At 65.5% G+C, this 24394-nt stretch carries 19 protein-coding genes; 13 read left to right on the top strand and 6 right to left on the bottom strand.

Going from position 1 to position 24394, the window contains the following annotated elements; translation table 11 throughout:
• The first annotated feature begins 82 nt into the window (after positions 1–82).
• Genes Q0568_RS04215 through brxL form a run of 7 tightly spaced genes read left to right on the top strand, consistent with a single transcriptional unit; the run spans position 83 to position 12427 of the window.
• On the top strand, positions 83–832 hold the full coding sequence (locus Q0568_RS04215; RefSeq protein WP_298862736.1) for a hypothetical protein: 750 nt from the start codon (positions 83–85) through the stop codon (positions 830–832).
• Positions 829–1386, top strand: coding sequence for a BREX protein BrxB domain-containing protein (locus Q0568_RS04210; protein ID WP_298862733.1), 558 nt, complete (start codon positions 829–831; stop codon positions 1384–1386). Before Q0568_RS04215 ends, Q0568_RS04210 begins: the two co-directional genes overlap by 4 nt.
• Complete coding sequence (locus Q0568_RS04205) at positions 1383–1739, top strand: hypothetical protein (RefSeq protein ID WP_298862730.1); 357 nt, start codon at positions 1383–1385, stop codon at positions 1737–1739. The genes Q0568_RS04210 and Q0568_RS04205 overlap by 4 nt, the downstream gene beginning before the upstream one ends.
• Positions 1736–4840 (top strand): BREX system P-loop protein BrxC, encoded by a 3105-nt coding sequence (brxC, locus tag Q0568_RS04200; RefSeq protein WP_298862727.1) that lies wholly within the window; start codon positions 1736–1738, stop codon positions 4838–4840. The genes Q0568_RS04205 and brxC overlap by 4 nt, the downstream gene beginning before the upstream one ends.
• 2 nt (positions 4841–4842) lie before the next feature.
• Entirely contained in the window at positions 4843–8043 is a 3201-nt protein-coding gene (locus Q0568_RS04195) for a hypothetical protein (RefSeq protein ID WP_298862724.1), read from the top strand.
• Positions 8040–10373, top strand: coding sequence for a BREX-1 system phosphatase PglZ type B (gene pglZ, locus Q0568_RS04190; RefSeq protein ID WP_298862719.1), 2334 nt, complete (start codon positions 8040–8042; stop codon positions 10371–10373). The genes Q0568_RS04195 and pglZ overlap by 4 nt, the downstream gene beginning before the upstream one ends.
• The gene (gene brxL, locus Q0568_RS04185) at positions 10370–12427 is read left to right on the top strand and encodes a protease Lon-related BREX system protein BrxL (protein ID WP_298862716.1); all 2058 of its coding nucleotides are present in this window, start codon (positions 10370–10372) and stop codon (positions 12425–12427) included. The genes pglZ and brxL overlap by 4 nt, the downstream gene beginning before the upstream one ends.
• 58 nt (positions 12428–12485) lie before the next feature.
• Here the strand turns inward: brxL and Q0568_RS04180 are convergent, their stop codons facing one another.
• Together Q0568_RS04180 and Q0568_RS04175 are read right to left on the bottom strand one after the other, a co-directional pair.
• Complete coding sequence (locus Q0568_RS04180) at positions 12486–12890, bottom strand: hypothetical protein (protein ID WP_298862711.1); 405 nt, start codon at positions 12888–12890, stop codon at positions 12486–12488.
• Between the two features lie 4 nt (positions 12891–12894).
• The gene (locus tag Q0568_RS04175) at positions 12895–13569 is read right to left on the bottom strand and encodes a DUF433 domain-containing protein (protein ID WP_298862708.1); all 675 of its coding nucleotides are present in this window, start codon (positions 13567–13569) and stop codon (positions 12895–12897) included.
• Between the two features lie 113 nt (positions 13570–13682).
• Here Q0568_RS04175 and Q0568_RS17170 point away from each other — a divergent pair, with 113 nt between their 5' ends.
• Positions 13683–13895, top strand: coding sequence for a type II toxin-antitoxin system VapB family antitoxin (locus Q0568_RS17170; RefSeq protein WP_366941342.1), 213 nt, complete (start codon positions 13683–13685; stop codon positions 13893–13895).
• Here Q0568_RS17170 and Q0568_RS04170 read toward each other — a convergent pair.
• Positions 13867–15645 carry a hypothetical protein gene (locus tag Q0568_RS04170; RefSeq protein WP_298862704.1) on the bottom strand — a complete coding sequence of 593 codons (1779 nt, stop codon included), beginning with the start codon at positions 15643–15645 and terminating at the stop codon, positions 13867–13869. The two genes, Q0568_RS17170 and Q0568_RS04170, sit on opposite strands and share 29 nt — an antisense overlap.
• A 106-nt stretch (positions 15646–15751) precedes the next feature.
• On the opposite strand from Q0568_RS04170, the gene Q0568_RS04165 reads away from it, so the two are divergent.
• Entirely contained in the window at positions 15752–16660 is a 909-nt protein-coding gene (locus Q0568_RS04165) for a virulence RhuM family protein (RefSeq protein WP_298862701.1), read from the top strand.
• Positions 16661–16765: 105 nt separating this feature from the next.
• On the opposite strand, the gene Q0568_RS04160 is transcribed toward Q0568_RS04165, so the two are convergent.
• Positions 16766–17005: a helix-turn-helix domain-containing protein gene (locus tag Q0568_RS04160; RefSeq protein WP_298862698.1), complete on the bottom strand. Its 240-nt coding sequence runs from the start codon at positions 17003–17005 to the stop codon at positions 16766–16768.
• On the bottom strand, positions 17002–17766 hold the full coding sequence (locus Q0568_RS04155) for a hypothetical protein (RefSeq protein ID WP_298862694.1): 765 nt from the start codon (positions 17764–17766) through the stop codon (positions 17002–17004). Before Q0568_RS04155 ends, Q0568_RS04160 begins: the two co-directional genes overlap by 4 nt.
• Positions 17767–18275: 509 nt before the next feature.
• On the opposite strand from Q0568_RS04155, the gene Q0568_RS04150 reads away from it, so the two are divergent.
• From Q0568_RS04150 to Q0568_RS04135, 4 genes are all read left to right on the top strand, one after another.
• Entirely contained in the window at positions 18276–20798 is a 2523-nt protein-coding gene (locus tag Q0568_RS04150) for an ATP-dependent Clp protease ATP-binding subunit (RefSeq protein ID WP_298862692.1), read from the top strand.
• A 318-nt stretch (positions 20799–21116) separates the two neighbouring features.
• Positions 21117–21635 (top strand): amino-acid N-acetyltransferase, encoded by a 519-nt coding sequence (locus Q0568_RS04145; protein WP_298862690.1) that lies wholly within the window; start codon positions 21117–21119, stop codon positions 21633–21635.
• Positions 21636–21644: 9 nt separating this feature from the next.
• Positions 21645–22319, top strand: coding sequence for a hypothetical protein (locus tag Q0568_RS04140; RefSeq protein ID WP_298862688.1), 675 nt, complete (start codon positions 21645–21647; stop codon positions 22317–22319).
• Between the two features lie 236 nt (positions 22320–22555).
• The gene (locus tag Q0568_RS04135) at positions 22556–22966 is read left to right on the top strand and encodes a dehydrogenase (protein ID WP_298862686.1); all 411 of its coding nucleotides are present in this window, start codon (positions 22556–22558) and stop codon (positions 22964–22966) included.
• Position 22967: 1 nt separating this feature from the next.
• Here Q0568_RS04135 and radA read toward each other — a convergent pair whose 3' ends face one another.
• Complete coding sequence (gene radA / locus Q0568_RS04130; protein WP_298862683.1) at positions 22968–24335, bottom strand: DNA repair protein RadA; 1368 nt, start codon at positions 24333–24335, stop codon at positions 22968–22970.
• Positions 24336–24394 lie beyond the last annotated feature (59 nt).

Genomic DNA, 24394 nt, shown 5'->3' with positions numbered 1-24394 from the left:
CAATGTCCGTGACTTGTGCCAGGGTTAACAAACTCGGGTACTTGTACCTATTCGGTGAGATTGAAAGGCAGCGACGTGGCAAATGGTTGATGGATCGAACATTGATTCGCCACTTGCTGCGTTGCGGACCACAGCAAGCCACACCATCGCGGTTCCGCACCTGGTCGAGCTTCTCAGAGTCGTACCCGCGGGTGCGTCGTTGGAGGAATACCGCTCTGCGGTGGTGGACGAGAACGTGTTGGCACGCCCGACGCTGGCAGGCCGTCAGCGCAGCTTTCGACATCTCCGCGAGCTGTATCTTCTCGACCCGCGGCGGCGGTCCTTCGCTGCCTTGCGACGGGTTTGGGATGTGGATGTTGACGCACAGCCGTTGCTGGCCGGTGTCTTTGCGGTTACACGTGATGAGATCCTTCGTGCTTCCTACGCCGCCGTCGTTCGAACCCCGATCGGCGCAGTGGTGACGTCTGCCGCTCTGACCGAAGCAGTGCGGATGCAGATCGGCGACAGTCTGTCTGACTCGACCCTGAACAAGACCGGTCGGAACACGGCCGCTTGTTGGACGCAGACCGGCCACCTCATTGGTCGCACCAACAAGGTGCGTGCCGCAGTCGAGAGTCGCCCAGTTGCTATCGCGCTGGCGGCGTACCTCGGCCACCTCTCCGGAGGCCGCGGAGTGGGTGTCCTAGAGAGCCCGTCCTCACTCGTCCTAGACCTCCCTTCCGGAAGGCCGCTTGAAGTGCTGCGTCAAGCTCACGCCCAGGGGCTCCTTGACCTCCTTGTGGCAGGGAATGTCGTGGATGTGAGCTTCTCGATGCTGGAAGGCTCGCTATGAGTCGCGTCTCCGATCTCGTCTATGCCTACAAGGCTGAGTTGTCTCTGACCTGGAAGAGCAAGGTCTCGGGTGGCGAACGGGTTTGGATGCTTGTCTATCCACCAGGCCTGGAACGCCAGATGCGGCACGCTCAACCGGACATCGAGTTGGCGACTGCCCAGGCCGGCCGCGTCTGGGCTGTACTCGACGTCAGCGACGACTTCGGGCTTTGGCTGTCTGCTCACCGGCATGCGGAAGCGTTCTACGAGGACCCAAGCGACCTCACTCCGTCGATCCTGGATCAGTTTGAGACAACACTTGTCGCGCGCATCCGTCAGGCTCTCGAAGCGGCACCTGAGAACGCTGTCGTGGCACTCGTTGGCATCGGCTCGATCTTCCCGTTCCTACGTGCATCGAGCGTGATCAAGTCCATCGAGTCCGCGGTCACCGGTCGCCTTCTCGTCCTTTTCCCCGGGATTCATGACCCGGAAACTCATTCATTCCGCTTGCTCGACGCACGCGATGGGTTCAACTACCGCGCTCGTGTCATCGATCCACAGAAGGACATCGCGTGACGACCAACAATGACCTCTTCGTCCGGCCTCCACTCAGCTTCGAGATCCCGAATGACGGCGTAACCAATGTGGACCGTCCCGAGGACTCCAACCAGTGGGACGTCCTCAAGTACGAGCTGGAGAGCTTCGTCTGCGAGGGCGAGTATGAGCACGGCCTCCAACGCATTCTTGACTCCTACACCGGGCACCGGAATCGGACGACGCAACCTGCCGTGTGGGTGTCGGGTTTCTACGGCAGCGGCAAGTCCCACCTCGTCCGCGTCCTCCAGCATCTGTGGGCCGATACGAAGTTTCCGAACGGTGCGACCGCGCGCGGTCTGACGAGCATCCCCCAGGACATCAGGACCAGTTGACAGAGCTGACAACTCTCGGACGACGTGACGGCGCCGCACCGTGGGCGGCAGCAGGCGCACTCGATCGCAGCGGCGACACCCTCAACTCGGTGTTCCTTTCGATCGTCCTCGGGGCGGCAGGACTGCCCACGCGCGTCGCCCCCGCGCAGGTTGCTCTGTGGCTCGCGGGCAATGGGCACCTCAACGCCGTTCGTGATCACGTTGCGGCCAACGGCGGCGACCTCGTCGAAGAGCTGGGCGAGTACAACCTCAGCACGCTGCTCGCGAACGCGATCCTCGTTGCCGACCCGCAGTTTGCCGCGACGGCCAAGGACGTGCGCGCCGCGCTGCGCAGCCAGTTTCCGCCGGGCACCCGTTCGTTCTCCACGGACGAGACGATCGCGCTGCTCAAGAAGATTCTTGAGTACGTCGGCGGTGGCCAGATTCCGCCGTCGCTGATCGTCCTCGACGAGGTGCAGCAGTACATCAGCGGCGATGGCGGCCGAGCGATGGAGGTGCAGAACCTCGTCGAGTCCGTGTCGCGCGAGCTGAACGGTCGTGTGCTGCTTGTAGCCACTGGCCAGCAAGAGTTGACTGCTGATTCGACGCTTCAGAAGATTCAGGACCGTTTCACCGTCAAGGTCGTGCTCAAGAACCAGGACGTCGACGCCGTTGTCCGCCGTGTGCTCCTCAGCAAGGAACTCGCCGAGAAGCCCGGTCTTGACACCACATTGGCGTCAGTTGCGGGGCAGATTTCCCGCCAGCTCATCGGCAGCAGGATTCAGCACACCGCGGCGGACGACAAGGACCTCATCGAGGACTACCCGCTGCTTCCGTTGCGCCGTCGTTTCTGGGAGAGCGTGCTCCGCCAAGCCGACGCCGGCCGCGCTGGTCAGCTGCGTTCCCAGCTTCGAATCGTGCACGAGGCGAACCGCCATGTCGCTCCCGAGCCGGTGGGCACTGTGGTCGGCGCCGACTTCCTGTACTCGCAGAAGAACGAAGACCTCAACGGCGCGGGCCTTCTTCTTAAGGAGACGCAGACGCTGATTCACGAGCAGGGGCAGAAGGACCCCTTGCGCGGCCGCATCCTCGGCCTCATCCACCTCATCGGTCTGCTCCCGACATCGGGTCATGGCGACATCGGCGTCCGCGCGACGGCAGACCATCTCGTCGACCTCCTCGTCGAGGACCTCGCCCACGATGGGGACCGGCTCCGGCAGCAGGTGCCTGCGGTGCTCGAAGCGCTCGCCGAAGAGGGCGTCATTCAGCAGGATGGCGAGGAGTTCCGCCTTCAAACTAAGGCGGGCCGCGAGTGGGACGAGGCATTCCGCAGGCACCACGCTCAAGTCACGGACAGCGAGGTAAGCACAGATCGTGATTCGCTGTTGCTCACTGAGGTCGGACGGTCGATACCCGCTTCGATCCAGCAGGGTCGTGCCAAGGAATCCCGCAAGCTCGCGCTGCACGCCGACGCCTCGCTTCCGCCGGAGTCCGATGCGATCTCGGTGTGGTTGCGCTCCGAGTGGGACGAGGGCATCACGGCGAAGCAGTTCGACGAGGACGCGCGCAGCCTCGGAGTTGACTCGCCGATCGTTCTCATCCACCTTCCTCGACTCCAGGCTCCCGCGTTCGTAGCGGCAGTCCGTAACAAGCTCGCCGCGCACCGAGTGATCGACCAACAGGGAATCCCGCGGGACGACGAGGGGAAGCAGGCGCGAAGCGCGATGCAAACCCGCCTCGACCGTGCGACGGACCAGGTGAATGCCCACGTTCGTGACGTAATCTCCAAGGCAAACGTACTCCTCGGGGGCGGGACTTCGCCGAGCGGCGTCAGCCTGCGCGAGCGGATCGAGGCGGGCGCACAGTCCGCCGCGACCCGCCTATTCCCGCGGTTCTCCGAAGCTGACGACGACCGGTGGTCGATGGTTAGGGACCGAGTGAAGAACGGGTCGGCAGCTGACGCGCTGAAGGTGCTCCAGTTCGATGCCGACCCAGAGCAGCATCCTGTTGTCAAAGAGATTCTCGGCCACGTCGGCCCGGCGGGCACGTCCGCGAGTGAGGTCGAGAAGGCCCTGACATCGAAACCGCTCGGCTGGCCGCGCGACGCGCTCATGGCCGCCCTCGGCGTTCTCCTCGACACAGGAGTGATCTGTGCGACGCTCAACGGGAGCGACGCGACCACGGCCGATGTACTCAAGCAGACCCGCCTCGGCAACGTGCAACTCCGCCGCGAGGTCACGGTGCTCAAGCCCGCCGAGAGAATCCAGGCACGACAGGTGCTGAGCAACCTCGGCTTCCCAACCGACAACGACGGGCTCGTCTCGGCCGTCGAACGGGTCGTCCAGTCGCTCGTCGACCGCGCGAAAGGCGTCAGCGGCCATGCTCCGCTCCCTGACATCACAGTGCCAGGCAGCATCCAGGTGATCGTGAGCGCGTCAGGAAACGATCGCGTGCACGCCCTGCTGGCAGCAAAGAGTGCCCTCACGAGCTTCAGCGACCAACTCGGAGACCTGGAACGCAGGCTCAAGAGTCGCACGCCTTCGCTCGAACTGGCGCGTTCGCTTGCGTCCTCGGCCGCGGGGCTGGAGCCCGCGTCGGCAGCCCGTGAGCGGCTCTGCGTGCTGACTGCGAGCCGTGATCTCCTTACCGAGGCCGATCCAGTCGCCCCGATCGTGAAGGAACTTGCCGAGGCGCTCCGCGATGCGATCCACGAAGCCGCAGTGGCGTTGCGCGACGCCCGAGCAACGGCCGTAGCAGGCCTCGAACAGCAGCCGGCATGGACGGCTCTCGACGATGCGCAGCGCGAGGCTCTCCTCATGGAGCATCACCTCAGCACCGAAGTGGAGCCAAACCTCGCAGATGCAACTGCCGTCCTGACTGCGGCACAGGCTCGGCCGCTCCAGGGATGGACCGCTGAACTCGACGCCATCCCACAGCGGGCTTCGCGGGCACTGGAAGCCGCTATTCAGTTCGCGACACCTGTGGCCAAGGTGACAACGGTGCGCGTTTCAGCGGCGAGCCTGAGAAGCGCCGAAGAAGTAGAGCGATACGTCGAGGCACTGCGGGTAGAACTTCTCGACGCCCTGAATAGCGGTAATGACGCCGTGGTGGTGAAAGGCTGACCATGACGACGGCAACAACCAAGGTCCTCAACTCCGACCAACGACGATTTCTCGACGCCCAGACGCAGCGCGCTCGCGAGGCTGCACAGCGGGCTGCCGAGGATGCTCTGCGCGCTCTCGCTGTCGCCGAGCCGAGCCGTCCGAACTACTTGAGTGACGAGCAGAACAACCTCCGGCTTGCGCTACGCGACAAAGCACGGCAGCTCGGCGATGACACCGCACGCACGGGTGCACTCACCAACCTCGTGCACGACATCGCCTACGAGCAGTGGCATCGCCTGCTGTTCGCTCGCTTCCTGGAAGTCAACGGTCTATTGCGGCATCCGGACTACCGCGATATTCCGTTGTCATTGGACGACTGCGGCGATCTCGCGCCTGACCTTGGCGAACCGGACGCCTGGGCCGTTGCCGCACGGTTCGCCTCGGAGATCTTGCCCGGTGTGTTCCGCCTCACCGACCCCTCGGTACAAGTCCGGTTCGCCGCCGAGCACCGCGACGCGCTGGAACACCTGCTTATCGACATCCCATCCGAGGTGTTCACAACCGAGGATGCGCTCGGCTGGGTGTATCAGTTCTGGCAGACAGCCGAGAAGAAGCGCGTCAACGACTCAGGCGTCAAAATCGGCGGGGCCGACCTCTCTCCCGTCACGCAGCTGTTCACCGAAAACTACATGGTTCGGTTCCTGCTGGAGAACTCACTCGGTGCATGGTGGGCTGCACTTCACCCCGAGTCCTCGCTCGTTGACGGCTGGGAGTATTTGCGTCGCAACGAGGACGGCACACCCACGGCGGGCGCGTTCAGTGCGTGGCCCGAGCGTGCTGCCGAAGTTACGGTAATAGACCCCTGCTGCGGCTCCGGTCATTTTCTCGTTGCAATGTTCGGAATGCTCTGGCGTATGCGTGCCGAGGAAGAGGGCCTCACGCCGGACGAAGCGCAGGATGCCGTCCTCCGGGACAACCTCCACGGGCTCGAACTCGATCCGCGCTGCACCCAGATCGCGACTTTCAACGTGGCGCTGGAGGCATGGAAGCAGGGTGGGTTCCGTGAGCTTCCCGCCCCGCATATTGCTTGCTCTGGTGTTCCCGTGCGGGGCACTAGAGAGGAGTGGCTTGAGTTTGCCGCTCACGATGAGGAGCTTGCGAAGGTGCTCGGGCGCCTTCACTCGTTGTTCCGCAGCGCTGACACCCTTGGGTCGTTGATCACGCCGCAAATCAGTGACCTGGAGGGAACACTCTTCGGCTCTGATATGAGCATTGGTGCAACCTGGGATGATGTCGGTGCTGCTCTTGGCCGGCTACTTGCACGCGAGCGGCAAGAGGCGACAGTATTGGGTCACGTTGCTTCGGACGTAGTGGAGGCAGCGAGCCTGCTGTCCCGCAACTACACTTTGGTGGCCACCAATCCGCCGTACTTGCAGCGGCAGTCGATGGATGCCCGGCTTGTCAGCTACGTGGACCTGCATCACCCGGCGGCCAAGGCAGACATCTCGACCGCATTTATTGAGCGAGCACTGAATTTCGCGTCGGCGGGCGGTTCGGTTGCTGTCGTGTCGCCACAGAACTGGGGGCTCGTGAAGAGCTACACCAAGTTTCGAAAGGCTCTTCTGGCTAAGGAGTCGTTCGCGATCGCGGCGCGACTGGGGGCTGGTGCCTTTCGTCAGATTTCCGGGGAGGTCGTTAAGGTTACTCTCACGGTCATGTCGCGGAGGGTGCCGGAGGCCTCCCACCAAATATCTGCGTTGCTTGCGCACAAGGAGCGTGGGGTTGAGGCCAAAGCTGCTCTCTTAAGGAGCGGACCAGTCTCGCGAGTTGGTCAAGCGGACCAAGTGAGGAACCCCGACTCACGCATCACGCTTACACGGGTGGACGCGGCGACACTGCTCGAGTTTCGTGCAAGCGGCCTCAACGGAACCACTACAGGCGACTATGCGCGGTACGGCCGTTGTTTCTGGGAAGTTAACGACTTCACCCGCTGGGAGTATCAGCAGAGCACGGTGCGTTCGACGCGCCCGTTCGGGGGGCGGGAGCACGTAATTCTCTGGTGCAATGGCAATGGCCCACTTCAGGACGATCCTGGAGCAACAATTCGTGGTAAAGCGGCGCTTGGAAAAAGTGGCGTTGCTGTCTCCCAGATGGGGATGCTTCCCGTCACGCTCTATTCGGGAAATCACTTCGACAATAACACCGCGGTGATTCTTCCTCGCGACCCTGCTGATCTTCCGGCGATCTGGGCATATTGTTCAAGCGACGAGTTTGGCGAAGATGTCCGCGATATCGACGACACACTTAAGGTCACCAATGCAACAGTAGTCAAGGTCGCGTTTGACAAGGAGCGATGGCAGAAGGTCGCGGAGCAGGTTGGGTCGCTGCCGAGTCCTGCTTCGGACGATCCGACGCAGTGGCTGTTTCGAGGTGACGTGGCATCGTCAGATCATCCGCTTCAGGTGGCCGTCGCACGGCTCCTTGGGTACATGTGGCCTGAGCCCCACGGAGACTCACTGGACGACCTGTCCGACTCAGATGGCATCGCAGCGTTGATGGCACTCCCCGGCGAACCAGACCTTGCTACGCGGCTCCGCGAACTTCTCGCTCGTGCGTACGGCACGGAGTGGTCCAGTGCGCTTGAACGGAAGCTAGTGATCGAGGCCGGCGGCAAGAACGGGCGACTGGAAGACTGGCTTCGCGACTCGTTCTTCACCCAGCATGTGAAGGTCTTCGACAACCGACCGTTCCTGTGGCACATCTGGGATGGGCGGAAGGACGGATTCTCGGCAATCGTCAACTACCACCGCCTTGATCGGCGGACCCTTGAGAAGCTCACTTTTACTGCGCTCGGCGCATGGATTGACCGGCAGAAGCATGAGGTGCGGGCGGAGCGAGCCGGTGCCGATGCCCGACTTGCCTCGGCTGAGGAACTTCAGCGCAAACTCAAGCTGATCCTCGAAGGCGCGCCGCCGTACGACATCTACGTGCGATGGAAGTCGATGGCTGAGCAGCCAATCGGCTGGGCGCCTGACCTCGACGACGGTGTCCGTCTCAACATTCGGCCGTTTATCACTGCTGGCGTGCTGCGCTCCAAGGTCAACGTGCACTGGAAGAAAGACCGCGGGACGAATCCCGACGGGTCGGAACGGCACAACGATTTGCACCCGACGCTTGAGGAGCGCCGTGCCGCCCGGCGCGAGGCGGGAGGTGCCGAATGACGCTCGTCCGCGCCGTCGTCGCCAAAGCCCTCCGTGACGCTGCTGCCTTCAACGCGGGGGCGAACTCGGCCCCAGCGGCTGTTCTGTGGGCCGACCCTGAGCACACCTGGGAGCCAGTGATAGGCCTCCTCCAGGAGGCAGTGCCCATCTTGGTGCTCGGAGAGTACGACCCCGCAGCCGCACGAGGTCCCGCGCTTTGGCTTCGAGCCGTTCTTGCCTCACCCGAGTCAGCGGAACTGCCAACCCATCTCGCCGAACGGGATGAGCGCAATCCGTGGGTGATCTACCTGCCTGGTGTCAGCCGAGGTTCCGTCGACGAGGCAGCGGTCCTCGATGACTCGCTCGCGCCACTGGCCGAGGTTGCGATCCGCTCGAACTGGTGGCCCTCCGCCCATGGCCAGACGCCATGGACGCCGCACTCGTTCCTCGCGTCGAAGCAGGGCGCCGGGCTCGACATCGCGAGCGACAGTGCAACGAAGGCGGCCCTCGCTCAGGTGCTGGACAAGTTCCTCTTCGAGGACATCGACGACCTCAGGCGTATGGGGCGCCTCGATTCCTCTCGCCTGCACCACCTCGTGCTCGATGACACGGTTCGCACCCTCCTCGAATGGATGAACGACCCGGATGAGGTGAGGGCTTCGCTCGAAGGTGCGCAGTGGCAGGCCCTTGTCGCCTCCTGCAAGTCCGTTTACGGCTTTGGCCCTGAGAAGGACGGCGCGCTCACCGCAGCCAGCAAGCTCGGCGGCCGAAGGGGCGAGTGGGGAGCTGTCTGGCAACGGTTTGCGGAGAACCCAAGCCGTTACCCGCACCTTCCTGCTTTGCTCGATCAGGCGCGGCCCTCTGTGGTGCCGCTCTTTGGAGACGCCGACCCACACCCTGACTCGTGGCCCTCATGGAACCGCGACGAGGAGGACGCGCTTAGGTCGGCGCTCGATGCATTGGGAACTCATCCCGACCCACGTGGTCGCGTTCAGGAGCTCGCTGCCGAACACACGTCGCGCGAAGAAAGCGTCTGGGCTGCTCTCGGACAGGCGCCCCTTGCGCGGGCAGTTGGCCACCTCGCGGAACTGGCAGACCGTGTCGCGACCGCTTCGAAAGCAACAGACCTCAAGACTCAGATTGCCTGGTTTAGCGACGAAGGCCACGTGATCGATGGCCTCGCGCTGCGGACGATCGCGACGGCCAAGACCGCGCAGGATAGGTCCGCTGTCACTCACGCGCTCGCCGCGATCTACGACCCCTGGGTCGATCAGTCGGCACGAGCATTCCAAAAGGCCGCAGTTGGCAGGTACAGCGGCCAGACGGGCCTCGACATAGTCGCCGGAACGTGCGTGGTCTATGTCGATGCACTGCGGTACGACCTGGCCGCCCGTGTTGCTCGCCGGCTGTCAGATCTCGCGGTAGTTGTGGAGCCGCGCCAGGCAGCATTCCCCAGCGTCACGCCAACCGGCCAGCCGGCGGTGGCACCGATCAAAATCAGCATCGCTGGCGGCGCTGCTTTCGACGCGGCCGATGATCAGGGGCGATCTGTGAAGGGTGCAGTGCTGCGGTCGGCCCTCGCCGCAGCAGAGGTGCAGTTCCTCGACTGGGACACCGCTCAGGTCGGAGACCCGGCCGGAAAGGCCTGGACGCAGACGAACATGATCGACTCGCTGGGCCACTCGCACGGGCACCAGATGGCGGACCTCGTCGACCACCACCTCGACCTCGTCGCCGAGCGGGTTCGTGCACTGCTCGACGCAGGCTGGCGCAAGGTTGTCGTGGTCACCGATCACGGCTTCCTCTTGCCCGGCCGAGCAGCGCAGAAGGTCAACCTCCCGATACAAGTCACGGAAGGCGATGCTGCTCGTAAGCCGCGTGTGGCGCGGTTGAAGGCTACCGCGGCGCGCCCGGACTTTCCGATCCTGGCCTGGACTTGGGACTCGTCCGTTGACATGGTCAGCGCACCGGGAACTGCTGCATTCGAGTCGGGCCGCCTGTACGAGCACGGCGGTTTGAGTCCCCAGGAGTGCGTGATTCCCGTCGTCACCGTGACGCGTGGTCGTTCGGCCGCTGCACCCGTCCAGATTGAAGCTGTTCGATGGACCGGACAGCGATGCCGCATCGACTACGGCCCTGCCGAGGCCGAAGTGGTTGCCGAAGTTCGGCTTCGCCCCGCCGACGCATCGAGCGCCGTCGGCGGTCCGAAGCCGCCCACCGAACCGGGCGAGGTCAAGGTGCTGGTCGACGAGGAACAGGCCCCTGCCGGGGCGAACGCATGGGTCGTACTACTCGACTCGAGCGGTGGAGTTCTAGCGCAAGCGCCAACCACGGTAGGAGGCGTCGAATGACCGAAGCAGTCACACTCGACGAGATCGACACGACCGCAGCGTCAGCCTTCGAGGGGTACGTCGTTCGCAAGGATCTGGCTCAGCAATTCAAGGGTGCGTATCCCGTCCCGACTTACGTCGGAGAGTTCCTCATCGGACGCTACTGCGCCACGACCGACCCGGAGGAGATCGAAGAAGGGCTTCAGGTCGTGCGGCGGCTGCTCGCCGACCGCACTGTGCGGGCTGGTGAAGAGGAGCTCTTCAAGTCGCGCGCGCGTGAGCGCATGACTGTCAAGCTCATCGATCTCGTCAAGGCCCGTCTCGATGCGAAGTCGAACGCTTATGTCGCCGAGCTGCCGAGCCTTGGACTCCGAGACGTGCGTATCGACGATGCCGTTGTCCGCGAGAACGAGCGCATGCTGACTGGTGGCTTCTACGCCGAGGTCGACCTGGTCTACGACGCCGCGATCGCTGACGAGAACAACGGCAAGCCTTTCGCTGTCGGGTCGCTTCGCCCCATTCAGCTGTCAACCCGCGACTCGCTCTCGCGTTTGGCCGAAGGTCGCTCACGGTTCACTACAGAGCAGTGGAAGCACCTCCTGCTTCGGTCAGTGGGCTTCGAACCTGCGCAACTCACCGAGCGCGAACAAGACGTGCTGCTGCTGCGCATGGTCCCGTTCGTGCAGCGGAACTTCAACATGGTCGAACTAGGACCTCGTGGCACCGGCAAGTCCCACCTGTTCCAGCAAGTCTCGCCCTACGCGCACTTGATCTCCGGCGGCAAGGCGACCGTTGCCCGGATGTTCGTCAACAACGCCACTGGACAACGCGGCCTCGTCGCACAGTACGACGTCGTCTGCTTCGACGAGGTCTCCGGCGTCTCTTTCGACCAAAAGGACGGCGTCAACATCATGAAGGGCTACATGGAGTCGGGTGAGTTCTCTCGCGGCCGTGAGTCCATCCGGGCTGACGGTTCGATCATGTTGGTCGGGAACTTCGACGTGGACGTCGCCCACCAGCAGCGGATCGGCCACCTGCTCTCGCCGCTGCCCCCGGAGATGCGCGATGATACGGCCTTCATGGACCGCATCCATGCCTACCTACCCGGCTGGGATGTTCCCAAGCTCAACCCGACCTACTTCACCCAGCACTTCGGGCTCGTGAGCGACTTCCTCTCCGAGTGCTGGTCGCGCCTTCGTGACCAGTCGCGCCTTACCTCGATCCAGGGCCGGGTCAACTATTCCGATGCGCTGTCTGGCCGAGACCTGTCGGCCGTCAACAAGACGGTCGATGGCCTGCTCAAGCTCGTGTATCCCGACGCTGAAGCCGCGATCTCCGATGAGGACCTCGAATGGGCGGTGCGTATCGCTCTGGAGTGCCGCCGTCGCGTCAAGGAACAGCAGCGCCGCATTGGCGCAGCAGAGTTCCGCAACACCCAGTTCGGCTACCGCCTCGGCGAGGGAGTCGAGCAGTTCGTCTCGACTCCCGAGCTCGCGAGCCCCGACTCGATCGGCCTTGATCCACTGCCCCCTGGCCAGGTGTGGGCGATCTCTGAGGGTGGCGGCGACGTTGGCCCGGGACTCTACCGAATCGAGGCGGCGGACACGCCCGGCTCTGGCGCACGCGGTCTCCTCAACCAGGCCGCACCCGCCACGCTCCGGGAGAGCTTCAAGGTCGCGGAGCAGAACCTCATCGCCCAGGCGAGACAACTCGTGGGCGACCGCGACCCGCGCGAGCATAACCTCACTGCTCAGATACGCGCGCTCGACGCAGCCAAGACTGGCGCCGGGCTCGGACTGCCGATCCTTCTCTCGCTGGCCTCGGCGATGCTCCAGCGGTCTATCCGTGGCGGCCTGATCGCTGTCGGCAACCTGTCGCTCGGCGGTGGCGTCGAGACGATCCTCAACGCAGCGCAACTCGCCGAGCACGCGATGGAAAAGGGAGCGACGGCCCTTTTGCTCCCGGTGTCAGCTCGCCGCCAACTCCTCGACGTCAGCGACGAGGTCGCTACAAAAGTCTCGTTCATTTTCTACAACGACGCACAGGATGCCCTCGTGAAAGCGCTCGACGAATAGGTTCACCGCGCTCAAGGACCCGACGGCCCTGGTCCGATCAGATGCCCGAAGCAGTGCGTTACGGGAAGTTCAGGTTCTTGCGCCTCAACCCACCTTTGCCCTGCGACATGACGAACGGCGGGTGAGCTGACGACATCCGATGGATGGCCTTCTCGTACTGCAAGCACAGGTCGCCCATCTCTGTCGCTGTCAGGTTGCCGTTCGCGAATGCGATCGCACGCGCGTCATGCATATAGATCGCCCGAGCTTCGAGCGGACGGGACGCGATCCGGTGATCCTTCGCCAGCAGGATGAATCCGGATGCTGTTCCGGATGCGATCCACTCGTCGTCCGACATCGCCTGGGCGCGCGCATCGCCATATTCTTCTGCGAGGGTGCGAGCATTCCACCCGGCACCACGCAACCGCGCGATCAGCAGCTTCCCGCCCAGTGAGCGGTCGAGCAGGAAGCGGGCGTCGGCCATGGTCTCAGGCGGCCTGAACCCAGAGCGATCGCATCTCGGCATCCGACAGTCCGAAGTCGTCTCCGACCTCCATCATCGACTCACCGGCACGCACCCGGCTGACCACATCTTCCACGCGTACCCCCAGCTTCGCGATGGTCGGCTGGCCGGAGTTCCGCAGCGGGTCGACGACGACTGCGGCACCCTCGTACGTCGGAAGCTGCACGGACTGGACCAGTCCGTTGCTGTACGTGATCGTCTGCAGGTACTGTTCGACCACGTCGCGGAACACGCCCTGATGGTTGCGGACGACCACGAGGTCGCGATCACCGTTCTCGAACAGGATCTCGGCGCCGTCGGTCTTGAGACGATCGCTGAGCAGCGCGTGCTCCAGGCCCAGCTCATCGCGCAGGATCTGAACCGCGGGTCGGATGCGTGCCATGGGCAAGCCGGCCCGGCGGAACGCTTCGACGACGTATCCCTCGGCGAGAGCGTCGAACGGAACGGTGAATCCTCGGCCGTTGCCGACGCCCGTCAGAATCGGCTCGCTCCAGCCCCACTTGCCCTCGCTCCGCTGGCGAAAACGGTGCCCGTGGGCCCACCGTGCGAACGACGAAGCAGGCGCGCGGATGATCTGCGCCGCCTCGTTCAGCGAGTAGATCGGCGTCGTGTAAGCCGTCTCGGTTGCTCGTGTTTGCATGCAAACAGTGTACTTCTCATCGCATGGTGATAGGCGGCATTTCGGCGACTGACTCGCGGCTGACGTAGCCGGTAGCGATTGACGTGTTCTCCTGACACGATCGATGTAGGCGTATGGCCGGAGGCGGAACTCGGATGACTGTTGCAACGATCGAAGTCGATACAGATGCACTCCGAATGGCGAAGGAACTCACCGGGAGCTCCTCGGATCGAGAGACCGTTGAGCTCGCTCTGCGAACGCTTATCGCCGTTCGGAATCAGCCCGCTGCGGTCGAGCGAATCATCGGCCGGACGTCCGTCACTCCGCCCCACCCAGCTCGTCCATGAACCCGTCGACCACGCCTGGCACCAGGTGCGTGGAGATGACCATCGTCACGGCGCGGGCGACGGTCGAGCGCAGCGCGTCGGGCACCGTATGAATGCCTGATGCCGAGCGCGTCACGAACCCGGTGCGCTCGAGGTTCAGCATCCGCAGGCCGGGCTCGTCGGCGATGAAGTCGGAACCGTTGCCCAGCGCCGCGACCACGCGGGAGACGGTGTCCGTGACAGTGAAGCGCTCGCGGTCGTCGTCCAGGCCGATGTACGCGTTGGCGATCACCTGCGCGGCGACCAGTGCGGCCAGGAACTCGGTCAGCTCGAGGGGCATCCGGTCGTGCCACGCGTCGGCAGTCACGCCCGGCCGCACGCGGGTCGGGCTCAGCTCGATCACCTCGGCGATGATCAGCGCCTGCCACCAGGCCGACAGCAGCGGCAGCTGGTTCATCGACGTGACGTGCTCCACGCCGTCCGCCGCCGGCATCCGCCTGCTCACGCCGACAGCGGAGACGCCGATCATCGCTGCGACCCGCTGGATGTCGGCACGGCGCAACGCGCCCGTCGACGAGACTGGCCGCCCCGCCCCGATCCACTCCAGCAGCCTGCCGACGCTGAAGACGACCGGCAGTCGCCGCAGCACCCGGTGCCTCTCCTCCTCGGGAATGTCCTGCCCGCCGGCCAGCGCATCCTGCAGCAGCGCGCCGCCATCGCCCTCCGACCCATCGAGCAGCACATCCTCGAGCGCATCGTGCGCGTCGGCCCAGCCGGCACGATCTGAGGCCAGGCGCATGTGCACGTAGTCGTGCAGCGTGTCCAGCGCGTCGAACAGCGCACCTTCGGCGTCGTCGGGCTCCTCGCCCAGCATCTCCGCGAACGTCTCGACATCGTCCGGATCGTCGAGGTCGATCACCCACTCACGCGCCAGCTTCTGCAGCGAGCGGAACATGCGGAGCTCGGTGCCCACGTCGGGTGCAGCGATCTCGTCCTGCTCGTCCAACCACGCTTGGAAACTCAGTGCCAGCGCCTCGTCTGCCCTACGGGGGGCGGCAGCGCGGCCGCCCGCGCCGTTCGCGGCCGGCGGCAGCACGGCATCCGCCTCTCCATCCGTCAGAGCGGATGCCGCCACCTCGACCACATCGCGACCCCTCACCCGAGCCTCGGCCAGCACCGACGCCGCGACGGCCAGCGCTGCGCCGACCATCACGTTCTGCCCGTTGTGACGCACGATCAGGGAGTCCAGCGAGTCGAAGGCGCGCCCCCTGTTCGACAGCGGCACGATGTCGCGCGACGCCGCCACCGCCTCCTTCGAGGGCCAGGCGGGCACGCGCATCCGCTGCCGGACGGACGCCAGAGCCGGGTCGGTGTGCCGGGAGTCGAGCAGGCCCAGCGCTGCGCCGATCACGTGCGAGACCGCCGGCATGCTGTCGGTCTCCTCGATGGGGACGTCGTCCAGGATCTTCTGCGCCGCGCGCAGATCGTCGTCGCCGATCGCCATCGTGAACCTGCGCAGCACCGACAGCGCCAGCGCCCGATGCTTCCCGACCGGCGTGAACAGCATGAGATTGTGGCGCTCCGTCGCGCGCGCCAGCGCCGCGTTGACGGCATCCAGATCCGACCCGTCCAGGTTCTCGAGGTCGATGCCCTCGTCGGCCAGCAGCGGAGCGATCTGGTCCAGCATCCGCTTGGCCATGCCGGGCTGACGCCGCACGCCCATCGCGGCCATCTGCCTGCGGAACTCGGGATCGTCGAAGGGGGAGGTCACCCGGTCAGCGTACGGAAGCGGATGCCGGAATGCACGCGGTGGGGATGTCGGTGCCGCCAGATACCTTGGTAGCGATTCAGTTCGCCGATCAAGTGGAGGGCACGAAATGACTGCAGAGCCATCCGGGGAGGTGATCCTCTACCAGCGTGAGGATGGCGCTCCCGCGTTGGAAGTGCGGCTGGATGGCGACACTGTGTGGCTGACGCAAGCTCAGCTTGTCGACCTCTTTGGGTCGTCCAAAGCGAATATCAGCGAGCACATCGCGAATGTCTTCGAGGAGGGTGAGCTGTCCGCGGGGGCAACTGTTCGGGAATTCCGAACAGTTCGAACCGAAGGATCTCGTGAGGTTGCGCGAAGCATCACTCACTACAACCTCGACGTCGTCATATCTGTCGGCTACCGAGTCAAGAGCCGGACTGCCACACGGTTCCGCATCTGGGCCACCGAACGTCTACGGGAGTACCTCGTCAAGGGCTTCACGATGGACGACGAGAACCTGAAGAACCTGGGCGGCGGTCGCTATTGGCGTGAACTGCTTGATCGCATCCGCGACATCCGAAGCAGCGAGAAGGTGCTGTATCGGCAAGTGCTGGATCTGTACGCCACGAGTGTCGATTACGACGCGAGTGCTGAAGAGTCCAAGCAGTTCTTCGCAGTCGTTCAGAACAAGCTCCACTTCGCGGCGCGCGGACACACAGCAGCAGAAGTCATCGCGGCCCGGACGGATGCCTCGAAACCTGAGATGGGCCTGACCTCGTTCGCTGGAACGAGACCACGAAAGTCTGATGTGTCCGTTGCCAAGAACTATCTGGACGAGGGCGAGTTGAGGAAGCTCAACACGCTTGTCTCCGCGTACTTCGATGCGGCTGAGTTCCGTGCGCAGAGTCACGAAGCGACGTACATGAAGGACTGGATCGGCCACCTGGACCGCCTGATATCGGCGATGGATGCTCCGGTGCTGGACACGCGCGCAACGCGAGATCGAGGGGAAGGGCTGACACGCTCGCCTTCCTGATCGGTCTCGAATGCTCTGAAGTCAGGTGGAGGCCGCGACCACTGCATCCCTTCAATGTCAGGGCATCAAGGTAATGACCGGGTATCGGGGTATCCCGATGCCTGCTCAGCCCCGCTCCGCCAGCACAAGCAGCTCGCCGACCTCGCAGCGCAGGGCATCGCAGATCGCGCGCAGCGTGGAGTAGCGGATCGCCCGTGCCCGGTCGTTCTTCAGCACCGACAGGTTCACGATGCTCACGCCCACCCGTGCGCTCAACTCGGTCAGCGTCATGTTCCGCTCGGCAAGCAGCTCGTCGAGCCGACAGTGGATGCCGGTGAACTCGTCGTCCGCGTCGGCGGGGCTCATACCAGGCCGTCCGTCTCGCGCTGCAGGCGCTCCTTCTCGAGCTGCAGTTGCCTGCCGTAGCGGAAGATCGCCGACAGGGCGAACAGGCCGACCGCCACCGCGAAGGGCCAGAGCGGGATGCTGAGCTCGAACGGCACGGTCATCTCCGGCTCCCACTTCAGCGATCGCGCGGCCAGCGTCATGCCGATCGAGGTGACCAGAGTGCTCAGAGCGCCGCCGACCATGACCGCGATCGATGCGAACCCGAACGTGCGGGACACAGCGGGGTGGAATGGGTCTCGCATCCCCGCCCGTCGGGTCGCGGTGTAGATCGCCCAAGCGATCGCGGCGGAGGCGAGGATGCCCATCAGCGTCCCCAGATATACCGTGAGTCGCGGGCCCACGGGCACGTTCTCGAGCCAGTTCTGGCAGTACGAGATCGGTGCAGGTCCCTGAGCGGGGGAGAGTTCGACGTGGAAGGTGCCGGTCGCGTCACAGGTGGGGCTGTGCAGCGCATCCTGCTGCTCGGCGACCCATTGCCCGGCCGCTCCCTCCAGTGCGATTGAGCCGGAGCCGAGGCGCTGGAGGCCGGACATCACGATGCCGAAGGCCGCGACACCCAGGTATGCGAGCGACGCGTTGCGCGTCACGTCGAGTGCGAGCGTGGTGCTGCCGCGCCGGCGCGCGCGCCAGATCGAGAAGGCCACGATCACCCCGGTGATCGCCAGCCACAGGGCCAGCCAGCCGAGCCCTTGAAGCAGGTCCGTCGATGTCAGCTGCATCAGACCAGCCCCTCCGTGTCGCGCGTCAGCGCGGCGACCGCGATGCTCACCGCGCCCGTCGCGACCAGGCCCAGCGTGATCGCCTCGGCCAACGGCATCCTTCTCGCCCTGTCCATGTCCCCACCCTCCGTAGCGATGGCTGTTGTTATCGACTTTCGTTAACATAACGACAATCGATATGGAGGTCAATCGTCTTCTGCGTTTCGTCTCGCTTCGCTCGCTCAACGACCGGGAACGGGACACCTCCATGAAGCTGAGGGCGCAGGGACGTTCCGGAGTGAGCATCGGGGAGGAGCGTTCTTCGACTCGCTGCGCTCGCTCAGTAACCGGGGGTCCCCGCTCTGCGAACGAAGGAAGCTTCGCGCAGCCCGTCCCACCACGATCCGGAGCCCGTCCCGGAACGAGAGGTATGCCGACGGCGAACACGGCCGTTCGGGCCTCGCGCTCTCGTTACTCTCGATGTACAAGGCACCACTGCCGCTTCGCCGCGTGCGAAAGGAAGTCACAGCATGTTCGAGAGATTCACGGACCGAGCCCGTCGAGTGGTCGTCCTCGCCCAAGAAGAGGCGAAGATGCTCAACCACAACTACATCGGCACCGAGCACATCCTGCTCGGCCTCATCCACGAGGGCGAGGGTGTCGCTGCGAAGGCGCTCGAGAGCCTGGGCATCTCCCTCGACGCCGTGCGCGAGCAGGTGCAGGACATCATCGGCCAGGGTCAGCAGCAGCCGACCGGGCACATCCCCTTCACCCCGCGCGCCAAGAAGGTGCTCGAGCTGTCGCTGCGCGAGGCGCTGCAGCTCGGCCACAACTACATCGGCACCGAGCACATCCTGCTCGGCCTCATCCGCGAGGGCGAGGGCGTCGCCGCCCAGGTGCTCGTCAAGCTCGGCGCCGACCTGAACAAGGTGCGCCAGCAGGTCATCCAGCTGCTCTCCGGCGCCCCGGGCGGCCGCGAGACGGCATCCGTCGGCGCCCAGACCAACGACGGCCAGTCGGCCGCCCAGGGCGGGTCGCAGGTGCTCGACCAGTTCGGCCGCAACCTCACCCAGGCCGCCCGCGAGGGCAAGCTCGACCCGGTGATCGGCCGCGAGAAGGAGGCCGAGCGGGTCATGCAGATCCTCTCGCGCCGCTCCAAGAACAACCCCGTCCTGATCGGAGAGCCCGGCGTCGGCAAGACCGCCGTCGTCGAGGGCCTCGCGCAGGCCATCGTCAAGGGCGACGTGCCCGAGACGCTGAAGGACAAGCAGCTCTACTCGCTCGACCTCGGCTCGCTCATCGCCGGCTCCCGCTACCGCGGCGACTTCGAGGAGCGCCTGAAGAAGGTCACCAAGGAGATCCGCACCCGCGGCGACATCATCGTCTTCATCGACGAGATCCACACCCTGGTGGGTGCGGGCGCCGCCGAGGGCGCGATCGACGCCGCCAGCATCCTCAAGCCGCTGCTGGCACGCGGCGAACTGCAGACGATCGGCGCGACCACGCTCGACGAGTACCGCAAGTACTTCGAGAAGGATGCTGCGCTCGAGCGCCGCTTCCAGCCGGTGCAGGTCAACGAGCCCACGCTGCCGCACGCCATCAACATCCTGAAGGGCCTGCGCGATCGCTACGAGGCGCACCACAAGGTGCAGATCACCGACGGCGCCCTGGTCGCCGCGGCGAACCTCGCCGATCGGTACATCAGCGACCGCTTCCTGCCCGACAAGGCCATCGACCTGATCGACGAGGCAGGGGCCCGCCTGCGCCTGTCGATCCTGTCCTCCCCGCCGGAGCTGCGCGAGTTCGACGAGAAGATCGCCAAGGTCCGCGAGGAGAAGGAGGCCGCCTCCGAGGAGCAGGACTTCGAGAAGGCCGCTGCTCTCCGTGACCAGGAGAAGGAGCTGCTCGGCGAGCGGCTGCGCCTGGAGAAGCAGTGGAAGAGCGGCGACGTGTCCTCTCCCGCCGTCGTCGACGAGGGCCTGATCGCCGAGGTGCTCGCGCAGGCCACCGGCATCCCCGTCTTCAAGCTCACAGAGGAGGAGTCCAGCCGCCTCGTGTTCATGGAGAAGGCGCTGCACCAGCGCGTCATCGGTCAGGAAGAGGCCATCGCGGCGCTCTCCCGCACGATCCGCCGCCAGCGCGCCGGCCTCAAGGACCCGAAGCGCCCCTCGGGCTCGTTCATCTTCGCCGGCCCGACCGGCGTCGGAAAGACCGAGCTCGCCAAGGCGCTCGCCGAGTTCCTGTTCGACGACGAGGCAGCCCTGATCTCCCTCGACATGTCGGAGTTCGGCGAGAAGCACACCGTCTCGCGGCTGTTCGGAGCCCCTCCGGGATTCGTCGGCTTCGAAGAGGGCGGCCAGCTCACCGAGAAGGTGCGCCGCAAGCCGTTCTCCGTGGTGCTGTTCGACGAGATCGAGAAGGCCCACCCGGACATCTTCAACTCGCTGCTGCAGATCCTCGAAGAGGGTCGTCTGACCGACGGTCAGGGCCGCGTGGTCGACTTCAAGAACACCGTGATCATCATGACGACCAACCTCGGCTCGTCGGCGATCGCCGGTGGCCCGGTCGGCTTCCAGGTGGAGGGCAACTCGCAGACCACCTACGAGCGGATGAAGGGCAAGGTCGACGAGGAGCTCAAGCGCCACTTCAAGCCCGAGTTCCTGAACCGCCTCGACGACATCATCGTGTTCCCGCAGCTGAACAAGGACGAGCTGCGTCAGATCGTCGGCCTGTTCGTCAAGCAGCTGGGCGACCGCCTGCTGGACCGCGACATGACCGTCGAGCTGTCGGATGCCGCCAAGGACAAGCTCATCGACATCGGCTTCGACCCGACGCTGGGCGCCCGCCCGCTGCGCCGCGCCATGCAGCGCGAGATCGAGGACCAGCTGTCCGAGAACATCCTGCACGGCGAGCTCAACACCGGCGACCACGTGAAGGTCGACGTCGTCGACGGCAAGTTCACCTTCCACTCCGCTCCGCGCGGCGAGAAGGTCGCGGTCGGCGTCAGCACCACGCCGTCGATCTCGGCCACCCCGGACCTCGCCGCCGGCTGACGCCCTGCGACTCGCGCACAGGGGGGGCGGATGCTGCACAGCATCCGCCCCTCGGTCTGTCTGCGCTGCGCACGCGGCATCTGCTCGGGCTTGCTTTCGCGGGGTCCGAATGGCTGGCTCACGCGAGGTGAGGCCGCCATCTGGGACCCGCGAATCGGGGCCCGCGGAGTTCGGGCGTGTCGCGGGGTCCGAATGGCTGGCTCGCGCGTGGGGAGGCAGCCAAGTGGGACCCGCGAATCGGGGCCCGCGAACGGTGATCTCGTCGAGCGGGAGCGGTGCGCCGCACGACCACGACCTCGCGGGTTCTAGTCTTGATGCGTGACAGAGTTCTCCCTCCGGCCCGCGCGCACGTCCGACATCACCGGCATCCATCGCCTGCTGGAACCGCTCGTCGAGCGCCGCATCCTGCTCGGCAAGGATCTGGCGATCCTGTACGGCGCCGCGCAGGAGTTCATCGTCGCCGAGGTCGGCGGCGAGCTGATCGGCTGCGGCGCACTGCACGTCATGTGGGAGGACCTGGGCGAGGTGCGCACCCTGCTGGTGCGCGAGGACTTCCTGCATCTGGGGATCGGCCGTGCGATCGTCGAGGCGCTCGAGCGCCGCGCGCTCGACCTCGGGCTCAGCAGGCTGTTCTGCCTGACCTTCGAGACCGGCTTCTTCACGCGGCGCGGGTTCGAGCCCATCGGCGAGCACATCGTCGATCCCGACGTGTACTCGCAGCTGCTGCGCAGCGGCGACGCCGGCGTGGAGGAGTTCCTCGACCTCGCGCACGTCAAGCCCAACACTCTCGGCAACACCAGGATGCTCAAGCACCTGGCGTCCAGCAGCGCCGGATAGCCTGGACGCATGGCCCGCCAATCCGCCGCAGTGTACCGACGTCGGCGGCTCGTGGTCCTCGTCGCACTGATCCTGCTGATCGCGGCTCTGGCAGGCGGGATCTGGTTCGTCATGACGCAGCCGTGGAGGACGGATGCCGCACCGGCGTCCACCCAGTCGTCCGCACCGGCGACGGATGCCGAGACCCCGTTCGCCACGGATCCGGCCTCGCCGCCGGCATCCGCCGACCCGGCAGTCGACGCACCCAGCCCGGATCCCTCCGAGACGCCCGGCGTCGTCGCCTGCGTGGCCGCGGATGTCGAGGTGAAGGCTGTGACGGATGCCGTGACCTACGCTGCCGGCGTGATGCCGAAGATCTCGATCTCGCTGACCAACAAGACCGACAAGGACTGCACGCTGAACGTCGGCTCCAACATGCAGAGGTTCACGGTCACCAGCGGTCAGGACGTGTGGTGGCGCTCCACCGACTGCCAGACCGACCCGAGCGCCCAGATCGCCACCCTCGCGGCCGGTGCGACGGTCAGCACCAAGATCCCGGTGGTCTGGGACCGCACCCGCTCAGCGGTCAACACCTGCGACAAGCCGAACCGGCCCCGCGCACCCGGCGGCGGTGCCTCGTACCACGTCACGGTGTCCATCGGCGGTTTCGACAGCGCGGGGTCGCAGCAGATTTTCCTGCGCTGAGCTGCATCCCGTCCAAGTTCGATGCGCGCCAACCGGAATTTTGGGATACCATAGGGGAGTGGTTCTCCGAACTGAGCGGTGAAACCATCCCCAGTGGTGTCGTCTTCAGCGTCCCCAGCGCTTCGACACTCATCGCTGCGAGAGCCAGAGGGCCCCCTCGAACATCCCCAGTCCCCAATGGTGGAGTCGAAGGGGCCCCACTCCTTACTCCGGGCAGGCTCTTCTAAGCTGGATTCATGGCGAAGAAGAGGTCCGGCGCGAAGCGGCCCGCCCCCCAGGATTTCCGCTCCGAGGCTCTCGCCCAGGCGCTGGAGAAGCAGGACATGGCAGCAGTCGCCCTCGCGCTCCGCAATGGCAACACCGTCGTCCCGCTGATCAAGCCCGGTCCGCGCGACCGGCCGCTGGACGGCGGCGAAGTGTGGACGTACCGCGATGCGAACACCGGTGAGGTGGCGCTGCTGCTGTTCAGCGACGCCAAGAACAAGCCCGACAACCTGCCGCCCGGCGTGGGAATCTACTCGCCGGCCTGGCTGAAGAGGTTCCTCACCGTGCACCGCGAAAAGATCACCACGGTGTTCCTCGACATCGCCGGCCCCCACCCCATGCAGGCTCACCCCGAGGAGCTGCTGAAGGCCCTGCAGGCGTAGCTCAGAACGGCGGGATGGCGGCATCTGGCCTGCGCTGGGTCATCCGCTGGCGGATGTCGTTCAGCGCCGACCGCAGGGTCTGGGAACGATCGTCGATCACCTGCTGATAGCCCAGCCGCGCGGCCTCGCTGCGGCGGTGTGCCGCCTGCGTGACGGGCCGGATCTCGCCGGCGAGCGACAGCTCGCCCACGGCGGCCACCGTGCGCGGCACGGACTGCTGCCGGATGGCACCCGCCACGGCCACGGCGATGGCCAGATCTGCGGCGGGCTCGGTGAACCGCACCCCGCCCACGGTGGACACGTACACGTCGAGCTTGGACGTCTCGATGCCGGCCCGGCGCTCCAGGATCGCCAGCACCATGGCCACGCGCGACGAATCCAGACCGTGCACCACGCGCCGTGGGTTGGGGGCGTTGGTCTCGATGGTGAGCGCCTGCACCTCCACCGGCAGCACGCGACGGCCCTCCATGGCGATGGCCACGCAGGTGCCCGGTTCGGCGGCGCCCTGCGAGAGGAACAACCCGCTGGGGTCGGGGACCTCGGCGATGCCGTCGCCGGTCATCTCGAAGCATCCGACCTCGTCGGTGGGGCCGAAGCGGTTCTTCAGCGCGCGGATGAACCGCAGCGCGGTCTGCCGGTCGCCCTCGAAGTGGCAGACCACGTCGACCAGGTGCTCCAGCACACGGGGACCTGCGACCGTGCCGTCCTTGGTGACGTGCCCCACGATGATCACCGGCAGTCCGCGGTCCTTCGCGATGCGGATGAGGGATGCTGCCACCTCGCGCACCTGGCTGGGCTGCCCGGCCGCGCCGTCGATCAGCCCGCTGGCGACGGTCTGCACGGAGTCGACGATCACCAGGTCGGGCTTCACCTCGTCGATGTGCCCGAGGATCGTGCCCAGGTCGGTCTCGCTGGCCAGGTACAGCTCGTCGTGCAGGGCGTTGGTGCGCTCGGCGCGCAACCGCACCTGCGCGGGTGACTCCTCGGCGCTGGCGTACAGCACGCGCCTGCCCGAGCGAGCCGTGGCCGCCGCCACCTCCAGAAGCAGCGTGGACTTGCCGACGCCCGGCTCACCACTGAGCAGGATGGCGGCGCCCGGAACGATGCCGCCGCCCAGCACCCGGTCGAACTCGCCCACACCACTCGAGCGACGCGGTGCGTCGGCGGTGGTGATCTGGGTGATGGGGCGCGCGGCGCGCTCGGCGGATGGAGCCACGGCATCCGTCTGCCGAACGATCCCGGTCTTCGCGCCCTGCTCCTGCACGGTGCCCCACTGCTGGCACTCGCCGCACCGGCCCACCCACTTGGCCGTCGTCCAGCCGCACTCCGTGCAGACGTAGGCGGGCGGCGCGGGCTTCCGGGTGACCATGCAGCAAGGCTATCCGCGGGGCGGACATTGGGCGGGGCGACGCTTCGACAGGCTCAGCG

This window comes from uncultured Microbacterium sp. (assembly GCF_937927635.1).
Taxonomy (GTDB): Bacteria; Actinomycetota; Actinomycetes; order Actinomycetales; family Microbacteriaceae; genus Microbacterium.
Note: the sequence above shows the minus strand (reverse complement) of the source record. Positions and strands in the feature narration are given on the sequence as shown.